The 26,740-nt window shown below is 62.5% G+C and carries 23 protein-coding genes; 7 read left to right on the forward strand and 16 right to left on the reverse strand.

The genetic code is table 11. From position 1 onward, the window contains the following. Window positions 1-2: 2 nt before the first annotated feature. Together hisD and ACP153_RS14015 are read right to left on the reverse strand one after the other, a co-directional pair. Window positions 3-1,313, reverse strand: coding sequence for a histidinol dehydrogenase (hisD, locus tag ACP153_RS14010; protein WP_424971627.1), 1,311 nt, complete (start codon window positions 1,311-1,313; stop codon window positions 3-5). A gap of 317 nt (window positions 1,314-1,630) precedes the next feature. Then, entirely contained in the window at window positions 1,631-4,090 is a 2,460-nt protein-coding gene (locus tag ACP153_RS14015) for a GcvT family protein (protein ID WP_424971628.1), read from the reverse strand. A gap of 410 nt (window positions 4,091-4,500) precedes the next feature. On the opposite strand from ACP153_RS14015, the gene ACP153_RS14020 reads away from it, so the two are divergent. Further along, window positions 4,501-5,055: a helix-turn-helix domain-containing protein gene (locus ACP153_RS14020; protein WP_424971629.1), complete on the forward strand. Its 555-nt coding sequence runs from the start codon at window positions 4,501-4,503 to the stop codon at window positions 5,053-5,055. A gap of 7 nt (window positions 5,056-5,062) precedes the next feature. Here the strand turns inward: ACP153_RS14020 and ACP153_RS14025 are convergent, their stop codons facing one another. Both ACP153_RS14025 and ACP153_RS14030 read right to left on the reverse strand, forming a co-directional pair. Next, the gene (locus ACP153_RS14025; protein ID WP_424971630.1) at window positions 5,063-6,436 is read right to left on the reverse strand and encodes a phosphomannomutase; all 1,374 of its coding nucleotides are present in this window, start codon (window positions 6,434-6,436) and stop codon (window positions 5,063-5,065) included. 818 nt (window positions 6,437-7,254) lie between these two features. Next, window positions 7,255-7,926, reverse strand: a complete 672-nt coding sequence (locus tag ACP153_RS14030; protein ID WP_424971631.1) for a GntR family transcriptional regulator — start codon at window positions 7,924-7,926, stop codon at window positions 7,255-7,257. Window positions 7,927-8,120: 194 nt separating this feature from the next. Between ACP153_RS14030 and ACP153_RS14035 the strand changes: the two genes are divergently transcribed. The 5 genes from ACP153_RS14035 to ACP153_RS14055 all read left to right on the forward strand — a co-directional run bounded on the left by ACP153_RS14035 (window position 8,121) and on the right by ACP153_RS14055 (window position 15,311). Then, window positions 8,121-9,314, forward strand: a complete 1,194-nt coding sequence (locus ACP153_RS14035) for an alpha-hydroxy acid oxidase (RefSeq protein ID WP_424971632.1) — start codon at window positions 8,121-8,123, stop codon at window positions 9,312-9,314. A 37-nt stretch (window positions 9,315-9,351) separates the two neighbouring features. Then, on the forward strand, window positions 9,352-10,473 hold the full coding sequence (locus tag ACP153_RS14040; RefSeq protein WP_424971633.1) for a sugar ABC transporter substrate-binding protein: 1,122 nt from the start codon (window positions 9,352-9,354) through the stop codon (window positions 10,471-10,473). Window positions 10,474-10,541: 68 nt separating this feature from the next. Continuing rightward, the gene (locus ACP153_RS14045; RefSeq protein WP_424971634.1) at window positions 10,542-12,101 is read left to right on the forward strand and encodes a sugar ABC transporter ATP-binding protein; all 1,560 of its coding nucleotides are present in this window, start codon (window positions 10,542-10,544) and stop codon (window positions 12,099-12,101) included. Next, window positions 12,098-14,149 (forward strand): ABC transporter permease, encoded by a 2,052-nt coding sequence (locus ACP153_RS14050; protein WP_424971635.1) that lies wholly within the window; start codon window positions 12,098-12,100, stop codon window positions 14,147-14,149. Before ACP153_RS14045 ends, ACP153_RS14050 begins: the two co-directional genes overlap by 4 nt. A gap of 1 nt (window position 14,150) precedes the next feature. Next, on the forward strand, window positions 14,151-15,311 hold the full coding sequence (locus tag ACP153_RS14055; protein WP_424971636.1) for a lactonase family protein: 1,161 nt from the start codon (window positions 14,151-14,153) through the stop codon (window positions 15,309-15,311). Window positions 15,312-15,446: 135 nt separating this feature from the next. Here ACP153_RS14055 and ACP153_RS14060 read toward each other — a convergent pair whose 3' ends face one another. From ACP153_RS14060 to ACP153_RS14115, 12 genes are all read right to left on the reverse strand, one after another. Further along, window positions 15,447-15,962 (reverse strand): 2,4'-dihydroxyacetophenone dioxygenase family protein, encoded by a 516-nt coding sequence (locus ACP153_RS14060; protein WP_424971637.1) that lies wholly within the window; start codon window positions 15,960-15,962, stop codon window positions 15,447-15,449. A gap of 10 nt (window positions 15,963-15,972) precedes the next feature. Further along, complete coding sequence (locus ACP153_RS14065) at window positions 15,973-16,674, reverse strand: SDR family NAD(P)-dependent oxidoreductase (RefSeq protein ID WP_424971638.1); 702 nt, start codon at window positions 16,672-16,674, stop codon at window positions 15,973-15,975. Further along, on the reverse strand, window positions 16,671-17,306 hold the full coding sequence (locus tag ACP153_RS14070) for a 2-dehydro-3-deoxy-6-phosphogalactonate aldolase (protein ID WP_424971639.1): 636 nt from the start codon (window positions 17,304-17,306) through the stop codon (window positions 16,671-16,673). Before ACP153_RS14070 ends, ACP153_RS14065 begins: the two co-directional genes overlap by 4 nt. Then, entirely contained in the window at window positions 17,303-18,223 is a 921-nt protein-coding gene (locus tag ACP153_RS14075) for a 2-dehydro-3-deoxygalactonokinase (protein ID WP_424971640.1), read from the reverse strand. The genes ACP153_RS14070 and ACP153_RS14075 overlap by 4 nt, the downstream gene beginning before the upstream one ends. Further along, complete coding sequence (locus tag ACP153_RS14080; RefSeq protein WP_424971641.1) at window positions 18,204-18,893, reverse strand: RraA family protein; 690 nt, start codon at window positions 18,891-18,893, stop codon at window positions 18,204-18,206. Before ACP153_RS14080 ends, ACP153_RS14075 begins: the two co-directional genes overlap by 20 nt. 12 nt (window positions 18,894-18,905) lie before the next feature. Then, window positions 18,906-19,937 (reverse strand): C-terminal binding protein, encoded by a 1,032-nt coding sequence (locus ACP153_RS14085; RefSeq protein ID WP_424971642.1) that lies wholly within the window; start codon window positions 19,935-19,937, stop codon window positions 18,906-18,908. After that, entirely contained in the window at window positions 19,930-20,424 is a 495-nt protein-coding gene (locus ACP153_RS14090) for a lactoylglutathione lyase family protein (protein WP_424971643.1), read from the reverse strand. The genes ACP153_RS14085 and ACP153_RS14090 overlap by 8 nt, the downstream gene beginning before the upstream one ends. A 26-nt stretch (window positions 20,425-20,450) precedes the next feature. Next, window positions 20,451-21,239, reverse strand: coding sequence for an SDR family NAD(P)-dependent oxidoreductase (locus tag ACP153_RS14095; protein ID WP_424971644.1), 789 nt, complete (start codon window positions 21,237-21,239; stop codon window positions 20,451-20,453). 1 nt (window position 21,240) lies between these two features. Further along, window positions 21,241-22,242 carry an ABC transporter permease gene (locus ACP153_RS14100; RefSeq protein WP_424971645.1) on the reverse strand — a complete coding sequence of 334 codons (1,002 nt, stop codon included), beginning with the start codon at window positions 22,240-22,242 and terminating at the stop codon, window positions 21,241-21,243. Continuing rightward, window positions 22,239-23,768 carry a sugar ABC transporter ATP-binding protein gene (locus tag ACP153_RS14105; protein ID WP_424971646.1) on the reverse strand — a complete coding sequence of 510 codons (1,530 nt, stop codon included), beginning with the start codon at window positions 23,766-23,768 and terminating at the stop codon, window positions 22,239-22,241. Before ACP153_RS14105 ends, ACP153_RS14100 begins: the two co-directional genes overlap by 4 nt. Before the next feature lie 77 nt (window positions 23,769-23,845). Next, complete coding sequence (locus ACP153_RS14110; RefSeq protein ID WP_424971647.1) at window positions 23,846-24,880, reverse strand: sugar ABC transporter substrate-binding protein; 1,035 nt, start codon at window positions 24,878-24,880, stop codon at window positions 23,846-23,848. A gap of 24 nt (window positions 24,881-24,904) precedes the next feature. Beyond that, window positions 24,905-25,774, reverse strand: coding sequence for an SMP-30/gluconolactonase/LRE family protein (locus ACP153_RS14115; protein ID WP_424971648.1), 870 nt, complete (start codon window positions 25,772-25,774; stop codon window positions 24,905-24,907). A 105-nt stretch (window positions 25,775-25,879) separates the two neighbouring features. Here ACP153_RS14115 and ACP153_RS14120 point away from each other — a divergent pair, with 105 nt between their 5' ends. Further along, a complete protein-coding gene (locus ACP153_RS14120; RefSeq protein ID WP_424971649.1) occupies window positions 25,880-26,551 on the forward strand; it encodes a GntR family transcriptional regulator in 672 nt (223 codons plus the stop codon). Window positions 26,552-26,740 lie beyond the last annotated feature (189 nt).

The raw sequence follows: 26,740 nt of genomic DNA on the forward strand, positions 1-26,740 counted from the left end.
GGTTACTCCGCTGCAGCCCCGTAGGGCACATTGGCCCCGCCATAGCGGCGCACACGGACATTGCACTGCTCCGCATGGCCGACGAAACCTTCGAGCATGCAGAGCCGGGAGCCATAGGCGCCGATCTCGGCCGCCGCGGCATCGGTGGTGATCTTCTGATAGGAATGGGTCTTGAGGAACTTGCCGACCCAGAGCCCGCCCGTATAGCGCCCGGCCTTCTTGGTGGGCAGGGTGTGGTTGGTGCCGATCACCTTGTCGCCATTGGCCACATTGGTGCGGGGCCCGAGGAAGAGCGCTCCATAGGAATGCATCTCGGCCAGGAACCAGTCATCCCGGTCGGTCATCACCTGCACATGCTCATAGGCCATGTCATTGGCGACCTGCAGCATCTCGTCATAGGTGTCGCAGAGGATCACATCGCCATAGTCGCGCCAGCTGGTGGCCGCAGTCTCGGCGGTGGGCAGGATCGCGAGGATCCGGTCAATCTCGGCCAGGGTCTCTTCGGCGAGCTTGCGGGAATTGGTGATCAGGCAGGCGGGCGAGTTATACCCGTGCTCGGCCTGGCCCAGCAGGTCCGTGGCGCACATCTCGGCATCCACGGTGTCGTCGGCGATGACCATGGTCTCGGTCGGCCCGGCAAAGAGGTCGATCCCCACCCGGCCATAGAGCTGCCGCTTGGCCTCGGCGACAAAGGCGTTGCCCGGCCCGACCAGCATATGCACGGGCTCAATGGTTTCGGTCCCGATCGCCATGGCGCCCACGGCCTGGATCCCGCCGAGCACGTAGATCTCGTGCGCGCCGCCCAGATGCATGGCCGCGACGATGGCCGGATGGGGCGCGCCATCCACGGGCGGGGCCGAGGACACGATGCGCGGCACCCCCGCCACAGAGGCCGTCAGCACGGACATATGCGCCGAGGCCACCATGGGGAACTTGCCGCCGGGCACATAGCAGCCCACGGATTGCACGGGGATATTGCGATGTCCCAGGATGACGCCGGGCCGGGTCTCGACCTCGATATCCGTCATGGAGGCCCGCTGCGCCTCGGCAAAGGCGCGGATCTGGTCCTGAGCGAAGCGGATATCCTCCATATCCCGGGTCGAGACCTTTTGCATGGCCGCCTCGATCTCGGAGGCGTTCAGGCGGAACCGCTCGGGCGCATAGCCGTCGAATTTCTGGCTGAGCTCGCGAATGGCCACGTCGCCCCGGCTCTCGATATCGGCCAGGGTGCTCTCAACAACCTGGCGGACCTTGGCGTCGTCTTCGGCCCGCTCTGCCTCGGGCTTGGAGTGCTTGAGATACTCGATGGTCATGGGTCTTGTCCTGATCCGGTTCGCGGTTTCGGGGTCTCTGCGTGGTGTGTCGTCAAGGCCGGCACACCGGGTCGAGAGCACACATTCCGGTCTGGAAACCCTGCCCGCCTCAACGGGAGTTACGAGTCCTGCCCCGGCTCTTGCATGACGACTCGCCGCCCGGCGACGGCTGCGTTGACGAAACCTTAGACCTGCGTGAATGCGTATTCAAGTGCCTTAATGAATGCGTATTCACCAGCACTGCCGCAGCCATCCTGGGCGAATAAAAGCCGGGCACAGGGCCCGGCTGTCTCGGTTCAGATCCCGCGCTGACCCGATCAGGCCTTGGTGCGCTCCGATTTCGGGTCATACATGGGCGCGAGGCTTGCCTGCGCCGCATAGCGCCGCCCGGCGATCTCGATTTCATAGGTGCCGGCCTTCATCTCGGCCGCTGTCTCACGCTCATGGGCGCAAGGCACGTAGCCCAGACCGATCGCCCCGCCCAGCTTGTGGCCATAGCCGCCGGAGGTCAGGTAGCTCACGATCTTGCCGTCCCGGATCAGCGGCTCGTTATGGTGCAGATGGGCGCTCGGATCCTCGAGCTTGAACTGCATGAGACGCCGCTCAAGCCCGGTCTCGCGCTTGCGCAGCACCGCCTCGCGACCCAGGAAGTCCTCCTTGCCGGGCAGGTCCGTCTTGACCGCGAAGCCCAGACCAGCCTCGAGCACATGATCCTCATCGGTGATGTCGTGCCCATAATGGCGGAAGGCTTTCTCAAGCCGCAGCGTATCCATCGCATGCAGCCCGCAGAGCTTGAGCCCGTGATCGGCCCCTGCCTCCACCAGGGTTTCCCAGACATGGGCGGCCATGTCCGTGGAGATGTAGATCTCCCAGCCAAGCTCGCCCACATAGGTCACCCGGTGCGCCCGGGCGAGACCCAGACCGATCTCGATCTCGCGGGCCATGCCGAAGGGGTGGTGGTCGTTCGAGAAGTCATTGGGCGAGCAGGCCATCAGCACATCGCGCGCCTTGGGCCCCATGAGCGGCAGCACCGCCTCGGAGCTGGTGACATCGCTGATGACCACGAAATGGTCGCCCACATGGCGCCGCAGCCAGGCCAGATCGCGATGCACCGTGGCCGCCGGAACCACGAGGAAATAGGCGGTCTCCGAGAGGCGCGTGACGGTCAGGTCGCATTCGATCCCGCCCCGCTGGTTGAGCATCTGGGTATAGACGATCTTGCCTTGGGGCACGTCCATCTGCGCGCCGCACATCTTCTGCAGGAAGGCGCAGGCATCGCGCCCCTCGACCCGGATCTTGCCGAAGGAGGACATGTCGAGCATGCCGACGCCTTCGCGGATCGCCATATGCTCGGCCGCGCGGTTCTCGAACCAGTTCTGACCGGCCCAGTCGTACTTGTAGTCGCGCTCCTGGCCTTCATTGGCGAACCAGTTCGCGCGTTCCCAGCCCGCGGTCTCGCCGAAGACAGCGCCCTTGGCCTTGAGATGCTCATGCAGGGGCGAGCGGCGGATGCCCCGGGCGGTCTCCGGCTGGCGGAACGGATAGTGGTCGGCAAAGAGCCAGCCGAGGCTTTCGGAGACCCGCTCCTGCAGGTAGTGGCGGTTGCCCTGGAAAGGCTGCGCGCGGCGGATATCCACGTCCCAGAGGTCAAAGGGCGGCTCGCCATCGTTCATCCACTGGGCCAGAGCCATACCCGCCCCGCCAGACGAGACGATCCCGATGGAGTTATACCCCGCCGCGACCCAATAGCCGCCCAGCTCCGGCGCTTCGCCGAGATAGTAGCGGTCATCGGGGGTGAAGCTCTCGGGCCCGTTGAAGAAGGTGTGGATCCCCGCCTCGGCCAGCATGGGCAGACGGTTCACCGCCGCCTCGAGGATCGGCTCGAAATGATCGAAATCCTCGGGCAACTGGTCAAAGCAGAAATCCTCGGAGATGCCGTTCATCCCCCAGGGCTTGGCCTTGGGCTCAAAGGCGCCGAGCAGGATCTTGCCCGCGTCTTCCTTATAATAGGCGCATTCATCAGGCACCCGCAGCACAGGCTGCGGCTTGAGATCCTTAATGCCCTCAGTGACGATGTAGAAGTGCTCACAGGCGTGGAGCGGGACATTGACGCCGGACATCTTGCCCAGCTCGCGGGCCCACATGCCCGCGCAGTTCACCACCATATCGGCGGCAATATGGCCCTGCTCTTCGCCCTGCGCCCAGCTCACGCCCGTCACCCGGCCCTTGGCCTGGGTCACAGCGGTGACCTTGACGCCTTCGACGATCTTGGCACCGAGATTGCGCGCGCCCTTGGCCAGCGACAGGGCCACATTGCCCGGATCGGATTGACCGTCATGGGGAAGATACACGCCCGCGGTCACGCCCTCGATGTTCAGATGCGGATAGCGCTCGAGCACCTCGGTCGGCGACAGTTCTTCAACCTCGACCCCATAGACCCGGGCCATGCCCGCCTGACGCAGGATCTCTTCCTTGCGGTGCTCGGTCAGGGCCACGGTGATGGATCCGGTCTCGCGGAAACCCGTGGAGACGCCGGTTTCCGCCTCGAGCTTGCCGTAGAGATCCGTGGAATACTTCGCCAACCGTGTGAGGTTCTGGCTCGCCCGGAGCTGCCCGATCAGGCCCGCCGCGTGCCAGGTGGTGCCGCAGGTCAGCTGCTTGCGCTCCAGCAGGACAATGTCCTTCCAGCCGAGCTTGGCCAGGTGATAGGCGACCGAACACCCGGACACACCCCCACCAATGATAACGACGCGCGCCGAAGTAGGTAATTGGGTCATGACAGCAGCAATCCTGTTTACAAAAGCCCCGCCGCGCAGGCTGGGGTCTTGGGCCGATGGGAAGTCCGAAGGGGGGAGACGGTGCTGCGACCAAGCAGCCCCCGGCCACGCGGCTGCGGCACAGCCCGGCCCTGGGTCACCGGGGTAGCGGGGCGGCGCGCCTGCGTTACTGGCCTGAAGAGGGGTGCGGTCTGCACGGGTGCGATCTCCCAATCGAGTGTCGGGTTGCTCTGCATGACGCTCTGCCGTGCAAATGCCCGAAGCTTGCGCATTCGTTGCCACAGACCGAAATGAAATTTCAAATCATTTTTTCACATCGAGGCGGAAAAATCTGGATTCCTTCACCGAAGCTGCGGTAGAGAGCCCGCACCAGCCTAAATTTCATCCAGAAACGGAACCGGTCCTCGCCCATGACACCGCATATCGGAGAAGACATTCGCGCCCTGCGGAAATCCCGGAACTGGACCCTGCAGGCGCTCTGCTCCGAGGTCGGGCGCTCGGTGGGCTGGCTGAGCCAGGTGGAGCGGGGCAAGACGGATCCGTCGATCCAGGATCTCTCGGCGCTGGCGGCGCAATTCGAGGTGCCGATCAGCTTTTTCTTCCGCTCTGCCTCACAATCGGAGGCCGAGCGCGGGCTGATCGTGCGCGGCGCCTCCGCCGAGCCGATCGGGTCGGAGGAAAGCGGTCTGCGCGAACGGCTGCTCTCCCCCAATCTCAACGGCAATTTCGAGATGATCCACTCGACCTTCTCCGCCCATTCCGAGAGCGAAACCCAGGTCAGCACGCGGGGGCGCGAGGATGGCGGCGTGGTGATCGACGGGCAGATCGATCTGGAACTGAACGGCGCGTGGTTTACCCTGGCAACCGGCGACAGCTTTCAGTTCTCCGATGATGTCTATCGATGGCGCAACCCGAATGACGCGCCCGCCACCGTGATCTGGATCGTCTCGCCTCCGGTCTACTGAGCCGCGCTCAGGCGTCGGCAAAGGGGCGCAACAGCGCGGTGATCCGCGCCACCCCTTCGGCCACGAGATCCGGTTCCCCCCGCGCCTCCACGTTGAGCCGCAAGAGCGCCTCGGTATTGGAGTTGCGCAGATTGGCCCGCCAATCCGCAAAGCTCAGGCTCAGACCATCCGTATGGTCGATCTCCGTCGCTTCAGGCGCCAGATCCGCCAGAACCGCCGCCACCGCCTTCTCCGGATCCGCGACCCGGAAGTTGATCTCGCCCGACGAGGGATGGAGCGCTCGCATTTCGGCAAAGCTCTCTTGCAGGCTCCGCCCGGTGGTCGAGATCTGGGCCAGCATCAAGAGCCAGGGGATCATGCCGCTGTCGCAATACATGAAGTCACGGAAATAGTGATGGGCCGACAGCTCCCCGCCATAGATCGCGCCCTCCGCGCGCATCCGCGTCTTCATCAGGGCATGACCGGTCTGGCCCATCACCGGCAGCCCCCCGGCGGCGCGCACGACCCGCTGCGTGTTCCAGGCCACCCGGGCGTCATGCACGATCCGACTGCCCGGCGCCCGCGCAACCAGCGCCTGAGCCAGGGCCGCCACCACATATTCACCCGGCACGAACGCGCCCTGATGATCAAAGAAGAAACACCGGTCGAAATCCCCATCCCAGGCCACGCCCAGATCCGCCCCCGCCGCCCGCGTCCCATCCCTGGTCAGCGGCTGGTTCTCGGGCAGCATCGGGTTCGGGATCCCTACGGGGAAGCTTGGATCCGGCGCGTGAAAGGCCCGGGTGACCGTCAGCGGCGCGCCCTGCCCCTGCAGCCGCTCAACCACAGCGTCGAAGGTTGGCCCCGCCGCCCCATGCCCGGCATTGGCAAAGAGGTGCATCGGCGCCATAGCACTAGGGTCGACAAAGGACAGCACTCGCTCCACATACGCGTCGCGGCAGGACAGCTCCCGATAGGGCCCCGGCGCACTACTGGCGCGCGCGGGTCCTGCGGCCACCCGTGTCTCGATGGCGCGAAACTGCGCATCAGGGAGTGGTGTGGCCCCCGGCCCCACTAGTTTGAACCCATTATCGGTGATCGGATTATGGGAGGCCGTGACCATCACCCCGCCCTGGGCCCGGCAGTGATCCGTGGCGAAATAGACCTCCTCCGTGCCGCACAGCCCGAGATCGAGCACCTCGACCCCGCTGCCCTGAAGCCCCCGTGCCAACGCTGCAGAGAGGACGGGTGACGAAGCCCGCGCATCGCGCCCGATCACCACCCGCTGGGCGCCAAGCTCCGTCGCAATGGCACGACCCAGAGCGAAGGCGAACCCTTCGGACAGGTCAGGGCCCACCGCTCCCCGGATGTCATAGGCTTTGAAGACGGGCAGACGGCTCACGCAACGCTCCTCTGTCGGAGCGCACATGCTGCGCCGAGCCCTCACACAGGCGCAAGTGGCAAGCCGCGCGGGGCGCCGCAGAACAACAGGCTGGTAACAAGAATTGAAGCTCGGGGGCGATGGCGGAGAGACCGGCCACGATGGAATCGCGACTACTTACTCTTTCTACTGCAATAGATTATGGCGCTCTCTTCGCGCATCCCACTTCACACCACGCCGCGACGGCGCCCTACAGGGGCACATCGACCGATAAGTTATCTCGGATCAGCGGCATTTTTCGATGCCCAGGCAACCTTTGAGCGCCGCGTGAGCATCTAAAAAGACGCCAACGCGAAGCCACTGCGCCGTTCGCCTTGAGGGCAGAAGACTCCAACTGGTACGAAAGAGCCCCCTTCCGCTTGATTTCCCAGAAACATCTGAGCTGCTCTCAGTTCGAACAATGTCTGCACTGCTGCGCTCCTTTCTTGTTGAAAGCAGCAACGGTGTCTCTCCATCATGGCTTGGTAGCGGTTCATTTGATGCCGGCTGCTCGCAATGCCAATTCAACTCCGTTCCAGCATCGGAAAAATCGAAAACGCCCACGCATTCCGATTTGCCAGGACTGCAAGCAAAGAGGTGACTGTCCCTCGAATGACACTGTCGCAGGGTGCTGTCGTCCCAATCGACAGCCTCGCTGGACTAGCTCAAGGCCCAAACTCCGCCGGCAACTGAACCGAGGTGCGCCTTATGCTTGGAGCGCACTCTGGTCTCGAGACGCTCGGTGCCATCCTTTTGCCCCTACGTCCTGTCTTCGCGCGAGTTGCTCCGAACTCGCAGGGTTATACTTGCGCGCCCCCCGACAAGTCTGAGTAAGCCCGTTCGCCCCGCATGATCTGTGTGCGGAGAACTTTCTTGGCGGCGCTGACGCGGCCCAACTTCAAGGACTGAACAATGCTCTCGTGCTCGGCAAATGACTTGTCGGTTCTATGCGGGCGACGGGAAAGATGCATTCGGATGGTGCGAACGATGTCGCCCACTTTCTTGTATCCTTCGGCCAGGTAGTTGTTCTCGCAGAGCAGAAAGAATGCATCGTGGAAATCGGCATCCAGATCGAGATAGAGCTGGAAGTCGTCTTCGCGCCGAGCCTCAACCATGGCTGCGAGGACTGTGTCGAGTGTGCTCAGCAACTGGTCCGCGTCCCTCTCCAGCGCGAGGTCGAGGGCGGCATGCTCCAGGATCGTCCTATACTGGCACAACTGCACCACATCCTGCTCCGAGAGCGTGAACACAAACGCCCCCCGTTGCGGAATGATTTGCACAAGGCCTTGGAGATTCAAGGCGGCCAACGCTTCGCGAATAGGCGTTTTGCTGATGCCGAGCTCCGATGACAGCTTGGCCTCCTGCAAGGCTTCTCCGAGTTGGAAACGCCCCCGGACAATCTGGTCACGGATAAAGTCCTCTGCTGATTTGCTCAGGGAATCCGGACGTTTGATCTGTGTAACTTGAGCCATGGCGTCCTCGGTTATCGCGGCACCCCCACACTATCACAAACCGGGTTGAAGTCTATACAATATCTGATATGTTAGATCGCAATGAGAGGTCGCAAAAGCATTCGATCTCCCCGGGAGGACAACATGACAGCACTCGGATCGCGGGCCAAAGGCGCCGTTCTTGAGCTCATGCGCGGCGCGGCGGCGGGAACGCCATGAGCCTCGACCTCTCCCACCCCTCGTGCGAGGACCTGCGCCGCACCGCGCGGCGCCGGATTCCGAAATTCGCGTTTGAGTATCTCGACAGTGCGACCGGGCGCGAGCTGGGTCTCAAGATCAACCGCGACGCGCTCGACGCGATCGGCTTCATGCCAAGCGTGCTATGTGGCCGGACGACCGCAGATCTGTCCTGCGAGCTCATGGGGGAACGCTATGACCTGCCCTTTGGCATGGCGCCCGTGGGCATGTCAGGGCTCATCTGGGCCGGCGCGGAACGTATGCTCGCAAAAGCTTCCGTCGCCGCGAATATCCCCTATTGCCTCTCAAGCGTCGCCGTCGCTTCGCCCGAGGACATCGCCCCCCATATCGGTCAAAATGGCTGGTTTCAGCATTATCCGGTGAATTCAGGCGAGCTGCGTCGCAAAATGCTACCTCGGATCAAGGCGGCTGGCTTTCACACCTTGGTCATGACCGTCGACGTGCCCGAGGAAAGCCGAAGGGAACGCCAACGGCGCGCAAACCTGACGGTCCCGCCCAAGTTTGACCTGCGGACGATCGCCGAGATGCTGCGCCACCCGACCTGGTGTGTCGCTCATCTGCGCGAAGGCGTCATGCCGCGCATGCGGTTTTTTGACGACTATGTCCCGCAGCGCGGCCGCGAAAGCTTTACCCATGCAGGTGCATTGATCCGGGGCATTCCGGATTGGACCTATCTTCGGGAACTCCGCGAGGAATGGGATGGCAAGCTTGTCGTAAAGGGCGTGCAGCGCCCGGATGACGCTGCGCGCATGGTGTCCGAGGGCGTGGACTGCATCTGGGTGTCCAACCATTCGGGTCGACAATTCGAAGCGGGACCTGCGGTGATCGACCAACTGCCCCTGATCCGGGCGGGCGTGGGGCCCGAGGTTCCATTGATCTACGACTCGGGTGTGGCCTGGGGTTTGGATGTGATGCGCGCGCTGGCAAAAGGCGCCAGTTTCGTGATGCTCGGGCGCGCCTTTCTCTACGCCGTTGCGGCCTTTGGCGCCCGCGGCATCGAGCATCTGATCCACGTCCTGCGATCGGATATCGAAGCCAATATGAGCCAGCTTGGCGCTGAACGGCTCGACCAGCTCTCTCACTATCTGCTCGAAACTCAGCGCGCGTTTGAACCTGCGCTGCCGCCCCAAAAAGCGGTGAGCATGAAATGAACGCCCAACAGCCATATCGATTTAGGAGGAGATCATCGTGACACTAAAAGGCAAATTGAAGGGTGCGGTCCTGGTCGCCCTGCTTGGCACCTGCGCAACTGCCGCTCACGCGGATTGGCGCAGTCCGACAGAAGATGCCAGTTTCAAGGCCGAGTGTTTCCGTCCCTGGGCCGAAACGACAGATACCTGGGTGCATGAGGGCCGCGAGGGGCCGTACCGGATCGCCGTCGTCAACAGCTTTACCGGCAACACATGGCGGATCCAGATGCTGAAAACGCTGCTCGCATTCGCCGAAACACCCGAGATATCCGCCAATATCGATGAGCTGAAAGTGATCTCAACCGGCACGGATGTGTCCGCGCAGATCGCCGCGATGGAAGATTTCATCAACCAGGGCTACGACGCGGTCATCGCCAATGCGATGAGCACAGATGGTTTCGACCGCGTAATCCGCGCGGGCGAACGCGCTGAGTCTATCGTCATGACATTCGACAACGTGCTAGGCACCGACAAGCTGATGCAGCTCAGCTCGGACAACCATGAGTTTGGCCGCATCCAGGGCGAATTCCTGATCGACAAGATGGGCACAAGCGGCAAGGTCCTCGAGGTGCGCGGTCTGCCGGGTATTTCGGTGGATCTGGACCGACATGACGGCCTCCGCAAGATCCTCGATCCGCATTCGGAGATCGAGGTCGTTGAGGTTGTCGGCAATTGGGATGATGGCACCACACAAAAGGTCGTTGCGGACGCCATTGCAACCCATGGGAGCTTCGATGGTTTCGCCGTGCAGGCTGGCAGCACAGGCGCCCTGCGCGCGATCATGGATGCAGGCCACCCGCTGGTTCCGATTGCCGCCGAAGCCGAGAACGGCTTTCGCAAGATGGCTGCGGAACTGAGCGATCAGGGACTTGAAGTTGTCTCGGTCGGTTATTCGCCGGCCCTCGGGGCTATTGCTGTGAAGGCCGCCATCGCGGCCCTTCAAGGCGAAGCCCTGCCGCAACTCATGTCTGTCCCCCTGCCCGTCGCCTATTCTGGCGAGCTGAAGGATGGCATGAACTATTGGTCTGATCTCGACGACAACTTCTTCACTCCGAACGAGTTTCCGCCCTGCAATGTGAACTTCACGGCAGAGCAGATCATGACGCAGGATGTGAACTAGAACCAGCGAGCAGAAGCGGGTTGGCCCAGGCCGATCCGCCTCGCTCTGCAAGGAACGGGAGGGGCAAGATGACGGGAGATGCACCGTTCATGCGTCTGCGCGACCTGGAGGTCCATTATGGCCCCGTGCGCGCGCTCTCCGGCGTTGATCTCGACATCCGTGCAGGACGCATACACGCGATCATTGGCGAGAATGGCGCGGGCAAGTCGACGCTCCTCAAGGCGATTGCCGGAGTTCAACCGCCTACCCATGGGCGGATCGAGATCAACGGCGCACCGGTCGCGTTTGCCAATGCGGTACAGGCCCAGCGCGCAGGCGTTTCCTGTATCTTTCAGGAAATGTCACTGGTGCCTGACCTGAGCGTGGCCGACAACATCCTGCTGGCAGATCCTCCCATGCGCTTTGGTCTGATCAATCGCCGGGCGCAGCGTCGGCAGGTAGCCCGCCTTCTGGAACGCGTCGGCGCCAGTGACCTGAACCCGAACACGATGGTGCGCGACCTGCCCCTCTCCCGGCGTCAGCTTGTTGAGATCGCGAAAGGTCTCGCGCGGGATCCGAAGCTGCTGATCTTTGACGAATCCACCTCCGCACTCACCAATTCGGATACACGGCATATTCTGTCCCTGGCCTGCCAGCTTCGAGATGAAGGCCTTGCGATCCTCTATGTCTCGCATCGAATGGGCGAGATCCGCGAACTGGCAGATGAATGCTCGGTGTTCCGTTCCGGGCGCAAGGTCGAGAGCTTTGACGCCAATGCCCGGAGCGACAGCGAGATTGTCGAGATGATGCTGGGCCGGAGTATCGAAGCCTCCTTCCCGCCGCTCTCGTCCGTGCACGGCGATGACACGCTGGTCGAGATTGATCAGCTATCCTGGGCCGGGGTCTTGCAAGACGTCCGCGCCTCAGCGCGGCGCGGTGAGATCGTGGGTATAGGTGGTCTGGATGGTCAGGGGCAGCACGAATTGCTGCTCGCGCTTTTCGGGGCGTTGAAGGGGACCGAAGGCAGCCTCAGGCTCGCGGGCACGGATGCCAATACCGCAACACCGGCTGAGCGTGTGCGGAGGACACCGACCATGGCCTATGTGCCCGAAGACCGGGGATCGCTGGGCCTCGCGCAACAAATGTCCATTGGGGACAACATCCTTCTGGCGTCCAAGGCGGGCTACATCGCGGATGTCCTGCGCGCACCGGGTCGCAATGAAAGCAGGTTGTCCGACGTCATGACGAAGCTGAAGGTCAAGGCCGCCTCACCCCGCCAGCCTGCTTTCACCCTGTCGGGGGGCAACCAGCAGAAGGTGGTGCTGGCCAAGTGGCTGCTGGAGACGCCCGATATCCTACTGCTCGACGACCCCACGCGCGGTATCGATGTTGGCACCAAGCAAGAGATCTTTGTTCTGCTGCAAGAACTGGCCGCCGCGGGGTGCACGATCTTTCTCTACAGCTCGGACTATCAGGAGCTCGCGAATTGCTGCCACCGGGTGCTGGTCTTCTATGAGGGCCGCGTAAGCCACGAGCTCTCGGGCGAAATGCTGACAGAAAACAACCTGGTGAATGCCGCGTTCAACCTGCCCCTGCAGGCAGTCGACGCAGTCAAGGAACCTCTGGCGACGAAGGAGACACCCGCATGAAAGCTCTCTTTGCGCTGCCAAAGCGTGTCTTCGGGACCGGTCTCGTTGCAGCCGTTTTGCTCGTTTGTGCCTACGGGATCTACGCCCATCAGCACCCGTCGGGGTTTGCCACAGCGACGATCACAACGAACGTCAATCAGGGTGCGGCGCTCGCCTTTGCTGCGATCGGTCAGTCCATCGTTCTGCTGTCGGGGGGGATCGATCTGTCTATCGGATCCATCCTCATTCTCGTGCGCGCTGTCGCGTCCCATGTGCTCGACGGCTCTCCGGCAATGGTGGGCTTGGGGCTGATCCTGTGCATGGGCACCGGCTTTCTCGCAGGCCTCATCAATGGCCTTATTGTCGTCTATGGCCGGGTTCAGCCCGTTATTGCCACCTTGGCCACGGGCGCGATCTATGCGGGCGCCGCCTTGGCCTTGCGTCCGCAACCCGGCGGTGATGTGCATTTCGGCCTCGCGGATGCGTTCACCTATGAGGCCGATCTCTGGCTGCCCGAGCCACTCGGCGCAACCTTCCTTGGAAACCTGCCCAGTGCGGCCCTCCTGATCGCGGGTTTGATCGCGCTGGTGTGGCTGCCTGTCAAATTCGGCCGCCTGGGGCGCGCGATCATCTCCGTCGGGTCGAACCGCAATTCCGCGCTGGTTTCGGGCCTTCCGGTCCAGCGAGCCAGCGTCATGGCCTACGGGCTGGGTGGACTGTTTGCAGCCTTTGGTGGGATTTTCCTGGCCGCGCTCACGCTGACCGGAGACGCGAACCCCATTCAGGCGGGCTACTACACCCTGAATTCGCTCGCGGCGGCTGTCATCGGTGGAACCTCCCTCATCGGTGGCGTGGGCGGGGTCTTAGGGGCCGTGTTCGGCGCCTACGTCCTCAGCCTGCTCGCGTCGATCATGCGCGTAACCGACAAGGTGTTCTGGCTGATCGAAGCGAGCCCGCTGATCCAACCGCTCTTCGAGGGGATCGTGCTGCTGCTGGCGATCTCGATCGGTGCGGCCCAAGCGCTCCGCACGAAGGATCGCATCTCCATCCTCGGTCAGGCTGACAGGTCCCGCGAGACCCATGACATCTGGCGGTCCGTCTGGTTAGGGTGCGGGATTGTGGGCCTGCTGCTGGTTCTCTCCAGCATTGTCCTGCTCGCACGTGGCGAGCAGCCCCCGTTCCTGTCGCCAGACTTCCTGATCTTGCAGCTCCAATCCGCGGCCTTTCTGGCCATGTTTGCTATGGGGGCCTTTCTGGTCATCAAGATCGGGCAAATCGACCTGTCCCTGCCCTGGGCGATCACGGCCTGCGCCATGGTCTCCACCTCGATCGGGGGGCCGCTGGCGATCCCCGTCGCACTTCTTGTCGGGGCACTGATCGGCCTGATCAACGGGCTCGGTGTCGCGCTGCTTCGCATTCCGTCGATCATCTTCACCCTGGGCGTGAACAGCATTCTTCTGGGTATGATGGTGCTCTTGACCGGTGGCTTCGCGCCGCGATCCGAAGCGACTGCCGCCATGGTGTTTCTCGGGGCGGAGCGATCAATCGCTGGCCTTCCCAATGTCATTCTGGTGGTCCTGGCCGCGATCCTTCTGGTGACCTTTCTGCTCCGCAGATCCAAGATCGGGCGCGAGATCGAGGCGATCGGGTTCTCGGAGGGCGCGGCCTATCTTTCGGGCGTGCGAACCCCGCTGGTCATCACGGGTGTCTTCGTCTTTGCTGGCCTCTGCTACGGGTTTGGTGCGGCCCTGCTCACCGGTTTCTCTGGAAAGGCGTTTCAGGACATGGGCAGCGCCTATCTCATGCCGGCCATTGCAGCGGTCGTTCTGGGGGGCACGCGCATCACCGGTGGCAGCGGGCATCTTCTGGCCGTGCTTGTGGGGGTCCTCCTCGTGACGCTCTTGCAAAGCACCTTGGCGGTCATTCAGATGCCTCCCTATTGGCGCCAGGTTCTCTATGGGGCGATCCTTATTCTCATCCTTTTCGCGCAGTCTTCACAGAGACTTGGCGGCCTTCTGCAAAAACTGTCTCGAGGCGCGGACAAACACAGAGCAGCACAGGCACGGTAACATGAACGACGACACAAACTGGCCCCGATCCTTGTATGTCGGCACCTATACGGCTCCGCACACGGCGCCCGGTGAGCCCTTTGCCAGTGAAGCCCTTGGCATCTATGTGTTTCACCGGTTCGAAGATGGGAGCCTTGAGCTGACCCAAACGGTTCCGGCGGAGAACCCGTCCTTTCTCGCATTCTCGCCGGGGCGTCAGGCGCTCTACGCCGTCTCCGAGATGGGGCCGGGCGCGGATGGAACGCCCGCGGGCAAGGTCCTGGCCTTTCACCGGGATCCGGACACCGGAACGCTGACGAAACTCAACAGCCAACCCTCTGGGGGAACATGGCCCTGTCACCTGAGCGTGACGCAGGATGGTGGGCACTTGCTGGCCTCGAACTATGCTTCCGGAGGCTTCGTTGTCTTTCCTCTAACCGATGATGGCCATATCGCGCCCATGTCGGACCAGCAGGACGCGCGCGGAAGCGGCCCGGACACGGCCCGTCAGAGCCAGCCGCATCCACATTTCATAGCCGAAGACCCAGGCCTCGGATTGATCCTTGGCGCGGATCTTGGACAGGACCGCGTGTATTTGTGGACCCTCGAGCGCAAAGCGGGACGGCTTGTGCCCCATGCAACGCCCTATATCCAGACCGCCGGGGGTACGGGGCCACGGCACCTCACCGTGCATCCGGTCAGCGGCTATGTACTCGTGCTGAACGAGCTGTCCTCGACGATTGATGTGTTCGCACCACCTGCGCAGCGGGAGCCCGGTGCGATCTGGCGGCAAACACTCTCGGCCCTTCCCCCGGCGAGCCCGTTCGGTCGCCCCCGCTTTGATCCGACGAACCCGGGTTTTGTGCCTGCAGGGGGGAACACCACGGCAGAAATCCGACTGCACCCGAGCGGACGGTTTGTCTATGTGACGAACCGGGGCATGAATTCGGTTGCGGTCTTTGCCTTCGACGACGCGTTCCAGCGGCTGAGCCCCGTCGGCTGGACATCCACGTGCGGAGAACGGCCCCGCGGCATGAACATCTGCCCCGAGGGGCGGTTCCTCTATGTGGGCAATCAAGGCTCCAACACCATTGTGGTGTTCGCGATCGACCCGGAGGATGGGAGCTTGTCAGACCCGCTCTTTGAAGTGCCCTGCCCCACACCGGTCGACTTTGCGTTCTAGGGGGACCGGGCCGGCCCTTGCAAAGCCATCCCGCCGGGGCCATGGCCCTGCGTCGCCATCCGCCAATTGAGACAGGTGCTATGAGCGTGAACACAGCACACGCACAGCGCGGCGCGCGATCACCTAACTGGCTGCTCAGCGGATGAACTGATCCACATAGTCTTCGCCCAAACCCACTTCGGCGAAGTGTTTGCGACAGAGATCGATCTTGGTGAACACGTCCTCGTATCCCGTCACCTTTCCCCAGGGATCCACGTAGCACATGACGCCATTGACCTGAAAATAGGTGACCATCTCCTCGACATCGTCGGGAACCACCAGCGTATGTGTCTCGCCGGGCGGCTCAAACACATAGCTTCCCTCTTCGGCGATCCAGTCATGCTCCAGATAGTGCCAGCGCCCTTTCAGCACGAAGCCATGGACAGGCTGAGGATGGCGATGGCGTGACAGAACGCCGGCCTTGCGCACCTTGAGAAGGTTCATCCAGTAGCCCTGAGACCGGTTGAGGCAGAGCGGACGGAACCACACATTCTCGGCTTGCGGCACCCAGAGCCGCTCATCCTCGGTCATGGCGTTGGGAATGACGATCTCATCCTGCGCGTCCTTGGGAAACGGCAGTTGATAGGGCATACGCGCGGTTTCGTCAGTCATGGGGTCCTCCTCACATCGCCAGATAGCCGCCATCGACGGGATAGATCGCGCCGGTCACGAAGCTGGCCTCGTCACTCAGAAGCCAGCGGGCGAGCACGCCGACCTCGGATGTCTTTCCCCATCGTTTGAGCGGGGTCCGCGCCATGATGCCGTCCGTGCGGGTGGGGTCGTCCCGCAAGCCCTGGGTCATCTCGGTTTCGATCCAGCCCGGTGCGATGGCATTGACGCGAATGCCGTCATCCGCCCAGCCCCCGGCGAGCGCCTTTGTCAGCTGCGCGACACCGCCCTTGGAGGCGGAATAGGCCGGCACAAGCGGTCCCCCGAAGGTGCTGAGCATGGAGGCCGTGTTGACGATTGCCCCTTTGGACCGCGCGAGCAGATCATGTGCGGCAAGGCAACAGCGCATTGTGCCCGTCAGGTTCACTTCCAGCACTTGGCGAAACACGTCGATATCGTATTCCTCACCGCGCCGCAGGATACCCGCACAGTTCACAAGACCGTCCAACCGGTCCAGCCCCTCGAACACGGCGGATACGGAGGCGTCTTTTGTCACGTCGAGATCCACAAGCTCGATCCCCGCCGTCGGCTCGAACGCCGCGCGCTCGGCCTCGGACGCGGAAGCCGCCAAAACGCGCCAACCCGCATCGACGAGGGCCTTGGCGACCCCTGCCCCAATCCCCCGCGTCCCGCCGGTAACAACTGCTGTTTTCATTGCCTGGGTCTCAGCTCCGCGGACATGGCGACAAATCGTTTTGCGCGCTCGGCGATATCTTTGCGCGAATAGCTCGGCTTGAACAGCGCCGAGCCAAGCCCGAACGCATCGCACCCTGCATCGCGGTAGGCCGCCATACCGTCCGGGGTTATGCCGCCGACGGCTGCAACGAGAGCCTCGCGTGGCAGCACGGCGCGCAGGGCCGCGACCACCTTGGGCGGGATCATTTCAGCCGGGAACAGCTTCAGAACCCCCGCCCCGATCTCGAGCGCGGCAAACGCCTCGCTCGGCGTCATGACACCGGGGCACCACGCCAGCCCACGTGCCACCGTTGCAGCCCCGAGTGCGGGGTTCATATTGGGCGCAACGATGATGCGCCCCCCGGCATCGGCAACCGAATGCATCTCTGCCGCGGTCAGAACGGTGCCCGCCCCGATCAGGGCCTTGCCCCCCACGCGCTGCGAGATCCGCTCGATCGAGACCAAGGCTGACGGGGAATTGAGCGGCACCTCGATGGCGCGAAACCCCGCCTCGACCAGAACCTCCGCCGTCTCGGCAGCCCGCGCAGGCTCAAGGCCGCGCAAGATCGCGATCAAGGGCGACGCGGCCAGCGCATCCGGAAGTGTCATCATGAAATTAGTCCGGCTGCTTGCGCGATCAGGAAATGCCCCGAGGCGACGATGTCATCCGGAGCACGGGTGCTATGCAGCCCCGCAGCGGTCAGGGCGGTCTCATACCGGTCGGCCAGATCGCTCCGCCCGATGATTGTGACAGCGGCCGTCGCATCACCTCTGTCCTGCGCCGCCTTGACCTCTGCCCCGATCAGCAGGCCCGACAGGAAGTCCGCCACGGACCGGCTCTCCATCCGCCCCATGAGCGGCAATGTCCGCACGTGAAACAGGTCATGGAGCAGGCTGGACCCTTTATCGAGGCCCGCCGCAACGCCGCGGGAAAACCCCTCGGCGTCATAAGGACCATCTTCGATCAGGGTCCCGAGGATCGTGTGGCCTTTCAGAGCGGCGAAGATCTCGCCGGTCATGTAGGTCGCATAATCCTCGATCCGGTCATCCGCCACGCGGATCCATTTGCTGTGGGTGCCCGGCATGACGAAAGTGCCATCGGACATGCCCAGCGCCTGCGCCCCGATGATCTGGGTCTCTTCGCCGCGCATCACATCCGGGCCCGCCGCGTGATCCGTTGTCACCCCGGTGATGAAGCGCAGATCCATGCCGCAAGAGGTCGGATGCGGCACCAGAGCGCGTGCCAGATCCCCGGCGCCCAGAGGAACCTGGGCATAGGGCGTCTCGACCCAACCATTGCGGCTGGTGATCATGCCAGAGGCCAGAACCGGGACCTTCGCATTTGCCCCCCAGACCGCGATCAGCTTGCGAAAGACAGCTTCGAAGTCGCCATCCTTGACATGCATGATCCCCTCAGCAGAGGAGACCTTGTCCAGCACTTCGCCCTGCGCGCCAATCAGAAACGCCCGCAGGGACGAGGTGCCCCAATCGATGCCGATCAGCGCGGGTTCAGATGCGGCCGAATTCATTCAGGAGATCCTCGACCGTTTTGCCCTGCGCGACCCATTCCCGCGTCGCCTCCTCGCGATCCGCCTGCTCTTGCGCCAGACGCACCGTTTCCTCGGCAATCTCCAGCGGGATGACCACGACCCCCATGAGGTCGGCCACGATGAAATCACCCGGTTTCACAACCACGCCGCCACAGGCTATGGGCACGTTGATCGACAGCTCCTCCTTGCGCTCGGAGAACATCGTGTGGGTGCCGCGCGGGGTGATCGCCTTGGTCCAGATCGGCCAGTTGATGTCTTCCAGCTCATCCGTATCCCGGCCCGTGCCATCCACGATCATGCCGCGAATGCCGCGGTTCTTGGCCAGCCCGCCCATGAGCCCACCACAGACCGAAGTTTGCTGATCGCCTCCGGCATCCACCACGATGACATCGCCGGGTTGCCCCATCTCCAGCGCCCGCAACGGGTCGACGAGATCACCCTTGGACAGTTGCACAGTCACGGCCTGCCCTGTCACCTTGGCGCGGAAGGCAGGCTTGATGGCACTGTCCATGACACCGGTCCGATACTGCACATCCGCGAAGATGGCGGCGGCTGAATAGGCCTCCAGCACCTTGTCGAACTTCTTCAAGAGCTCGGGATTGCGCTGAAAATCATTGAAGACCCTGAGGTCTGTGCTCACGTCTGGCATGGGCGTCTCCTGCTATGCGAGTTGTTCGGCCAATGCCATGGCATTGACTGTGTAATCGGGTGGCTGCCCCGTCAGGACCTTGGCCACCTGCGTGGCGGCAGTGACACGTGCCGCGCGGATGGATTCTTCGGAATAGTAGGCCGCGTGCGGCGTCACGAGCACATTGGGCAGGGTGAAGATCGGGTTGTCGGCGGGTGTCCAATTGGCCCGCTTGGCCGGCTCTTCTTCGGGATCATCAAGACCTGCTGCCGCGAGATGGCCATCGGTCAAGGCCCGGTAGAGCGCCTTGTTGTCCACCGTCGGACCGCGGCCCGTATTCACCAGGATCGCGCCGGGTTTCATCGCGGCGAATTCCGCATCCGACAGGAAATGCCGTGTGTCCGGCGTCATGGGTGCTTGCATGAGAATGTAGTCCGACCGCGCCAACAGATCGGCCTTGGAGACCAGCTCGACCCCCTGAGACGCGGCAACCTCCGCAGGCAGGAACGGATCATAGGCGATAACCTCGACGCCAAACGCCTTCGCGCGCACGGCGATCGCCTGACCGATCTTGCCATAGGAGACGACGCCCATGGTCCGTCCGCGCAGCCGGAAGACCGGCTGGCCGCTTTGCCATTTCCAGACACCCGCATGGGTCGCCCGATCATATTCCGGCAGCTTGCGCGACAGGGTCAACCAGAGGGAAATGGCGTGATCCGCCACCTCCTCGGTGCAGTAATCCTGCACGTTGGTCACGAGGATGCCCCGCTCGGTCGCGGCCTCCACATCCACGATATCGACCCCTACACCGTAGCGGGCGATGACCTCACAGTTGCGCATGCAGGAGATGGTATCTTTTCCGATCCGGGCATACTGGTTCATCATGGCCGCGCATGTGGGCGCGACCTCCGAGAGGTCGGTCTCGCTCTTGGCTTGGAGCGCGATCACCTCGGCGCCAGCCGCCTCCAGGATCTTCTGCTCGACGCTGACATCCCCGAAATCATAGTCGGTGATGACAACTTTCGGACGATCTGTGCGGGGGGTGAATGTCGGCCACTCAGACATAGGCACCCGCCGAATAGGTCAGTTCATAGGAGTGACTGTAGAGCTCGAACACATTGCCGAACGGGTCTTCCATATAGACCATGCGGTAGGGCTTCTCGTCCGGATAGTACCTGCGGACCTGCTGCATCCGCTGCCGTCCGCCCAGGCTTTCCAGGATCTTCACCCGCTCCTCGAGGTTTTCGTCCTGAACGCAGAAGTGGAACAGGCCCCGGCGCCAGTATTCGAAGGGGCGCTCTTCCTCGATCGTGTTCGGGAACTCGAAGAGCTCGATCCCCACCCCATCGCCAAGGGACAGATGGGCAATCCGGAACGAGCCCCACCCCTCGCCGAAGACGTCATCGCACATCTGGCCGATGGCGCTTTCGTCATGCTGGATCTCGGTGGGGCCCATGATGACATACATCCCGAAGCCCTTGGCATAGAACTCGACGGCCTTTTCAAGGTCGGGAACAGTGATGCCGATATGAGAGAAAGTGAGTGCGACCATGGTTGGCTCCTATGGGGTCAGATGTGTCAGAGAATGCTGCGGACGATGCCGCCCTCGATCCGGTGCGCGGCCCCGTTCGATGCGGTGCTGGCGGAGATCGTGACGATCATCCGGGCCACCTCCTCCGGTTGGACAAAGCGCTGGATCAGAGAGGTGGGCTCGTCCGACTGAAAGTATCCATCGACAATTTCGGTCAAAGGCGCGCCCTTTTGCTCGGCGAGCCCGTCGAAATACGCCTCGACCCCTTCGGTCCAGGTGGGCCCCGGGAGGATCGAGTTCACGCGGACGCGCGTGCCCTTGGTCAGCTCGGCCATGCCGCGGGTCAGGCCCAGCATCGCGGTCTTGGTCACCGAGTAATGCACCATCTGCGGCAGCGGCTTCACACCAGCCTCGCTGGCCATGTTGATGATCGAGCCCTCGCCCCGCTCCAACATCTCTGGCAGGAGGGCGCGGCTCATCCGCACGGCGGACATCACGTTGATATCGAAATACCGCATCCAGTCGGCATCGCTGAGCTCGGCAAACGGCTTGACCGAGAAGATGCCCACATTGTTCACGAGGATATCGACATCGCCCTGATCCTGCGCGAAGGCCACAAGCGCGTCTGCCTCCTCCGGCTTGGTCAGATCCGCCGCTCTGCCGGTGACATCTCCCAGGGGTGACAGACCTGCGACGCAGGCTGTGACCTCTTCGTTGGTCAGCCCGTGGACCACAACGCGCGCGCCTTCTTCGAGATAGGCCTGAGCGGCTGCCTTGCCGATCCCCGAACCGGATCCGGTGACCAGAACGAGTTTGTCTTTCAGCCCCAGATCCATGTCAGGCCTCCTTGCGTTTCGGCGCGCTCGCGGCGCCTTTGGTTCGGCCAAACACCCGTGCCATCAGCGACGAGATCTCGGCCCGCCACATGTCGATGCCCACGGCCATGAGAATGATGAGCCCCAGCACGATGTTCTGGACCGAAGACGGGGCCGCATTCAGGTTGAGCCCGTTCTGGACGATGACGATGGTCATCGCGCCCATGAAGGTGGCGAGGATGTTGCCGCGCCCGCCTGCGAGGCTCGCTCCGCCGACCACAGCGGCTGCGATGGCCTGAAGCTCCAGCGTCTGTCCGTAATTGGGTGAGCCGGAATTCAGCCGGGCCGACATCAGGATCGCGCCCACGGCCGTCATGAACCCGGCCACCACGAAGGTGATCGTCTGGACCTTCTTGACGTTGATGCCTGTCAGGACGGCGGCTGCAGGATTGCCGCCAACCGCGTAGATCTCCCGCCCGAGCTTGGTGAAGTTCATGGTGAAGGCCGCGAGCCCATAGAAGAACAGCAGGTAGAAGAAGGGCAGCGGGATGCCGGCGACCTTGCCGTAGAAAATCGGCTCCAGCGCGGGGTTCAGCGAGAAGATCGGCGAGCCGTTGTTGAAGGTCAGGGCCAGCCCCCGCAAAGCGATCAGCGCCGCGAGCGTCGTGATGAAGGACGGGATGCGTCCATAGGCCGTGATCAGCCCCAGGATCAGCCCGAAGATCCCCCCCACGACCAGGATCAGGGGGAGCGCCAGAGCCAGCGGAATGCCCATGAACTTGAGCATCTGCGCCAGGATCATCGTCAGAAGCGCCACCATGGAGCCCGCTGACAGGTCGATCCCGGCGGCAAAGATCACCACCGTCGCCCCGATCGCGATCAGCGCCACGATGCTGACCTGAAGAAACAGGTTAGACAAGTTGCCGGGGTTCAGAAAACGGTCGGTCGTCAAGGCGACAATCACCGCGACAATGACCATGGCCGCAAAGGGACCAATGAGTTGGGTGTCAAAAACGCGTTTCACGCGAAAGCCTCCTCTTTCACAATGTCGACGGGATCGGCGGAGGCACGCACGAGATCATCGTGGCTCAGCTCCGAGGCCGGCAGAATGCGCCGGATCGTGCCGTGCTGAACAACAGCGATCCGGTCACTCATCGCGAGCAACTCATCATGGTCAGAGCTGATCAGGATGACCGACTTCCCCGCACGGGTCAGCTTGTTGATGAGCTTGTAAACGGCGATTTTCGCTCCGATATCAATTCCTTGGGTCGGCTCGTCCAGGATCAGGATCTGCGCATCCGAGAAGAGCCAGCGGGCGATCACGATCTTCTGCTGGTTGCCCCCGGAGAGGAAGTTGACGGTCTTCTCCTCCGCCTGGGTCGAAATCTCGAGGTCACGGATCAGATCTCGGGTCGCCTGCTCTTCGGCCTTGAGGTCCAGAACCCCGAACCGTGACAGCGTGCCGAGTGCCGCCGAGGTGATGTTGCCGCTGGCGCGGAAATTGAAGAAGAGACCGTCGAACTTGCGGTTCTCGGGCACCAGCGCGATCCCGGCCTGAATGGCATCGATTTCGTTGCGGAACGCGACAGGTGCACCATTCAGGACAAGCTCACCCGCGGTGAGTTCATCGCTGCCAAAGATCGCGCGCGCGATCTCGGTCCGCCCTGATCCCAGCACACCGCCGAGCCCCAGAACCTCGCCCTTGCAGAGCGAGAAGGAGGTCTCCGAGACGCCCGCCCCTGTCGCGATATCGCGGGCCTCGAACACCACGTCCCGAGTGGCATTCTGCTCCTTGGGGTAATGCTCGCCAATGTCTTCGCCCACCATGGCGCTGACAATCTGCGCGACATTGATCTCGGTCTCGCCGCTGGCCCGCACGACGCGGCCATTGCGCAGGATCGTGACCTCATCGACGATCCGCTCTACCTCATCAAGCCGATGCGACACATAAAGGATCGCGGTCCCACGCCGGCGCATCGCCCGCAAAAGGTCATGCAGGCGCTCGATTTCATCCTCGCCCAACGCTGCGGTCGGTTCGTCGAGAATGATCATCTTGGCATTGATCGCCACGGCCTTGGCGATCTCGACAAGCTGCTGCTCGCCGACGGACAGGCTCCCCGTGATCGCCTCTGTCGGGATATCGACATCCATATCGGCCAGAACGGCGGCGGCATCGGCATGCACCTTCTGCCAGTCGATGACGCCCAAGCGGGACCGGGGCATGTTCCCGAGATAGATATTCTCGCCCACGGATAAGGTGGGCACGATGGAAAACTCCTGAAACACGGTCGCGACGCCGAAGTCTCGGGCTGCCTGCGGATCGGAGATCGTCACCGGACTGCCATTGTAGAGGATCTTGCCGCTATCGGGCTGCTGCACACCCGACAGGGTCTTGATCATGGTCGACTTGCCGCAGCCATTCTCCCCCAAGAGCCCATGGATCGATCCGGGCATAAGCTTGATGCACACTTTGTCATTCGCCAGAACCCCTGGATAGGACTTCGAGATATCGACGAATTCCCAGAGAGGCGTCTGCGCTTGCTTCGCCATATCGTCACCTGCTGCTTGTCGATGGGAAGGGAGGGGTCCGACAGCGCAGAGCGCGCCCCCGAACCCCGGGGAGGACCTCAGTAGTCTTTCGAGGGCTGCGGGAAGAGCTTCTCGGGCTCTTGCAGAACCGAGATGGCCCCCTGCTCATCCTCGATGGATGTGGGCGTCTCGATCCAGCCGCCGGGATAGGTGCCCTCAAGCGCGTCGAGTGTGGCGTGCATCGCGGCCTTGCCCATCAGGAAGGGCGAGGTGTTGACCGTCGCGGTGACATTGCCCGCCGCAATCTCTTCGAGCCCCGAGGTGTCGCCATCATTGCCGAGCAGCACGATGTCCGAGCGGCCCAGCGCCTTGGCGGCATAGGAGGCTCCGATGATCATGTAGTCATTGGCTGCAAAGATCATGTCGAGATCCGGATGCGCCTGCAGGATGTCCATGCCTGCGGTGTTTCCGCCTTCGACATTCCATTTGCCATCAATCGAGACGACGACATCGAAGTTCTCGTTGCCCTTGATCCCGTCGAGGAACCCACCGACCCGTTCGGTGGAGTGATAGCCGGGCTGGCCTTCGATGATGCCCACCCGGAGCGGATCGGCGCCATAGGTCTCGATCGCCCAATCGGCGAGCTTATGCGTGCCGTTGCGCTGGGAATAGCCGACAACGCCATGGATCGGCGTGGGGAAATTCGGAATGTCGGAGTTGATCATCAGGACCGCCATGCCCTTGTCCACGGCCCGCTTCAGGAGCGGTGCCGCCGCGAACTCGTCATGGGTGCCAAAGATGATCGCATCCACATCCTGGGTCAGCACGTCCTGGATCATGCCCATCTGACCGTTGATGTCGGCACCCGATTGCGGGGCGAGCATGAAAACGTCCACGCCAGCCTCTGCGGCGACGGTTTTGATGCCCTCACCAATGGCGATGTAGTAGTTGAACTCCGTCGCCGGGGGCATGTAGGCGATGCGAAAGGTCTCGTTGACCGGCGTGATCGCATCGATCGGCGCCTGGGCCCCTTCGGCCAGCGCCACCGGTGTCGGATAGTCTTCGGCCAAGGCCACACTCGCCAACACCGCAAAGCTCGCGGCACAGGTCATCTTGACTACGGAATTTCGCATGTTTCTCCTCCTGAGATCTGTTGTCTATCCGTTGAATGGCGCATCCATGACGCCGTGAATGCCGGGTTTGACGGCGAAGAGGCCGCCGGAATCCGGTTCTTTCCTGAGAACATCCTCATCGCTCATGAGCCGCGATGTGGTGATGAACAGCGTGTCCAGATCGGGTCCGCCGAACGCGCAACAGGTGGGCTTCCAGACCGGCACCTCGATGATCGCGTCGATCTCGCCATCGGGTGCGATGCGCACCACGCGGCGGCCCTCCCACTCTGCGTTCCAGACCCCGCCCTCCGCATCCACGCAGGATCCATCAGGCAGACCGGGCTCTGAGGTGAAATCGGCATGAACACGCCGGTTCGACAGGTTGCCGCCCTCGGCGTCATAGTCGAAGGCCAGGATCTCGCGGTCCGGGGTGTCGGTGAAATACATCGTGGCCCCATCCGGCGAGAAGCAGGTGGAATTGGCGCATGAAACGCCCTCGATCAATGTCCTGACCGACAGATCCGGACCAATCGAGATGACCGAAGAGTCGGGCTTGCCCGTCACCTCGTTCATGCCCCCCAAGACGAAGCGCCCTGCCCTATCCGTACGCCCGTCATTGAGACGGGTGTCGGGGTTCTCGGGCTCGAACCTATGGATCAGCTCCTCGGATCCGCTTTCCGGATCAAACAAGGCGACGCGGTCGGCATAGGCGACGATCAGCCCGCCTTGGCGGCGGGGTGCGAAGCAGCACACCCGATCCCGCATGGGCATCATTGCGGAAACATCGTCGGCAGGATCATAGGCCCAGAGCGCGCGGCCTTCGATGTCTGTCCAGCGGACCAGACCTTCGGCCGGGTCCCAGAAGATCCCTTCTCCGTGCTGATTCCGGCAGGCAACAACGCGCTCTGCAAGCATTTTACCGTCCTCCCAACGCAAATCTGATATCTGATATTCCAGCTTGCTTATTCTGGTGTATCAGATATCGTTTTTCTTGCAAGAGGAATTTTGGGAGGAATGATCATGGCCCTGGAGAGACCAAAATCCCTGCGTGAGTTGGCCTTGGAGCACCTACGCAACAGTATCGTCGACGGCACGCTCAAGATGGGTCAGGTGCTCTCAGAACGGCGAATCTCAGAAGAGCTCGGTGTGTCGAAGTCACCGGTCCGGGAGGCTTTGGCGCAGCTGAGGGATGAGGGCCTGGTCAGCATCGAACCCCAGAAGGGCGCGCGCGTGTTCACGCTCTCCGAAGCGGAGGTGACCCAGATCTGCGACTTCCGTCAGGCGATCGAGACCGCCGCCTTTGAACTTGCACTGAAGCGCAGCCCGGAGGGGCTGGCAAAGGACATGGCCGCTGTCGTTGACGAGATGAAGTCCACACGAACCTCGCAGAACGAGCGGCGCTATCTCGAGCTCGACACGACGTTCCACCACCTGATCTTTGAGCATGCGGGGAATGACTATCTGACCGCGAGCTATACGCGCTATGTGGGCAAGATTGCGGCCTTGCGCACGCATCTCGCGAAACTGCCCCAGCACACGGACCTCTCCTATGAGGAGCATGTCGGCCTTGCCAGAGCGGTTCGCGATGGCGAGATGCGTGTGATCCGGGAACTTCTCGAGCAGCACATTGACCGAACGCGTCAGGCTTATAGCAGCGCGATGATTGTCCTCGAAGGAACGGCTCACGTCTGATCTAGCTTTGGGTTCTCGGGAATCTCATCCCACAAGATCTTGGCGCGGCCCTGCAAATCGAGCATGGCTCTTTGTGAGCCTCATGGCCAACGAGCGACCCAAGCCGAAATCGGTCCGCAAGGGAGCCGTTTGCCGTTTGCCGTTTTGCTAGTCTTTCACCTTCATGCGCACAACCCAAGGCGGCGCGCC

Origin of the sequence: Dinoroseobacter sp. S76, assembly GCF_049801095.1 — a bacterium.
Taxonomy (GTDB): Bacteria; Pseudomonadota; Alphaproteobacteria; order Rhodobacterales; family Rhodobacteraceae; genus Dinoroseobacter.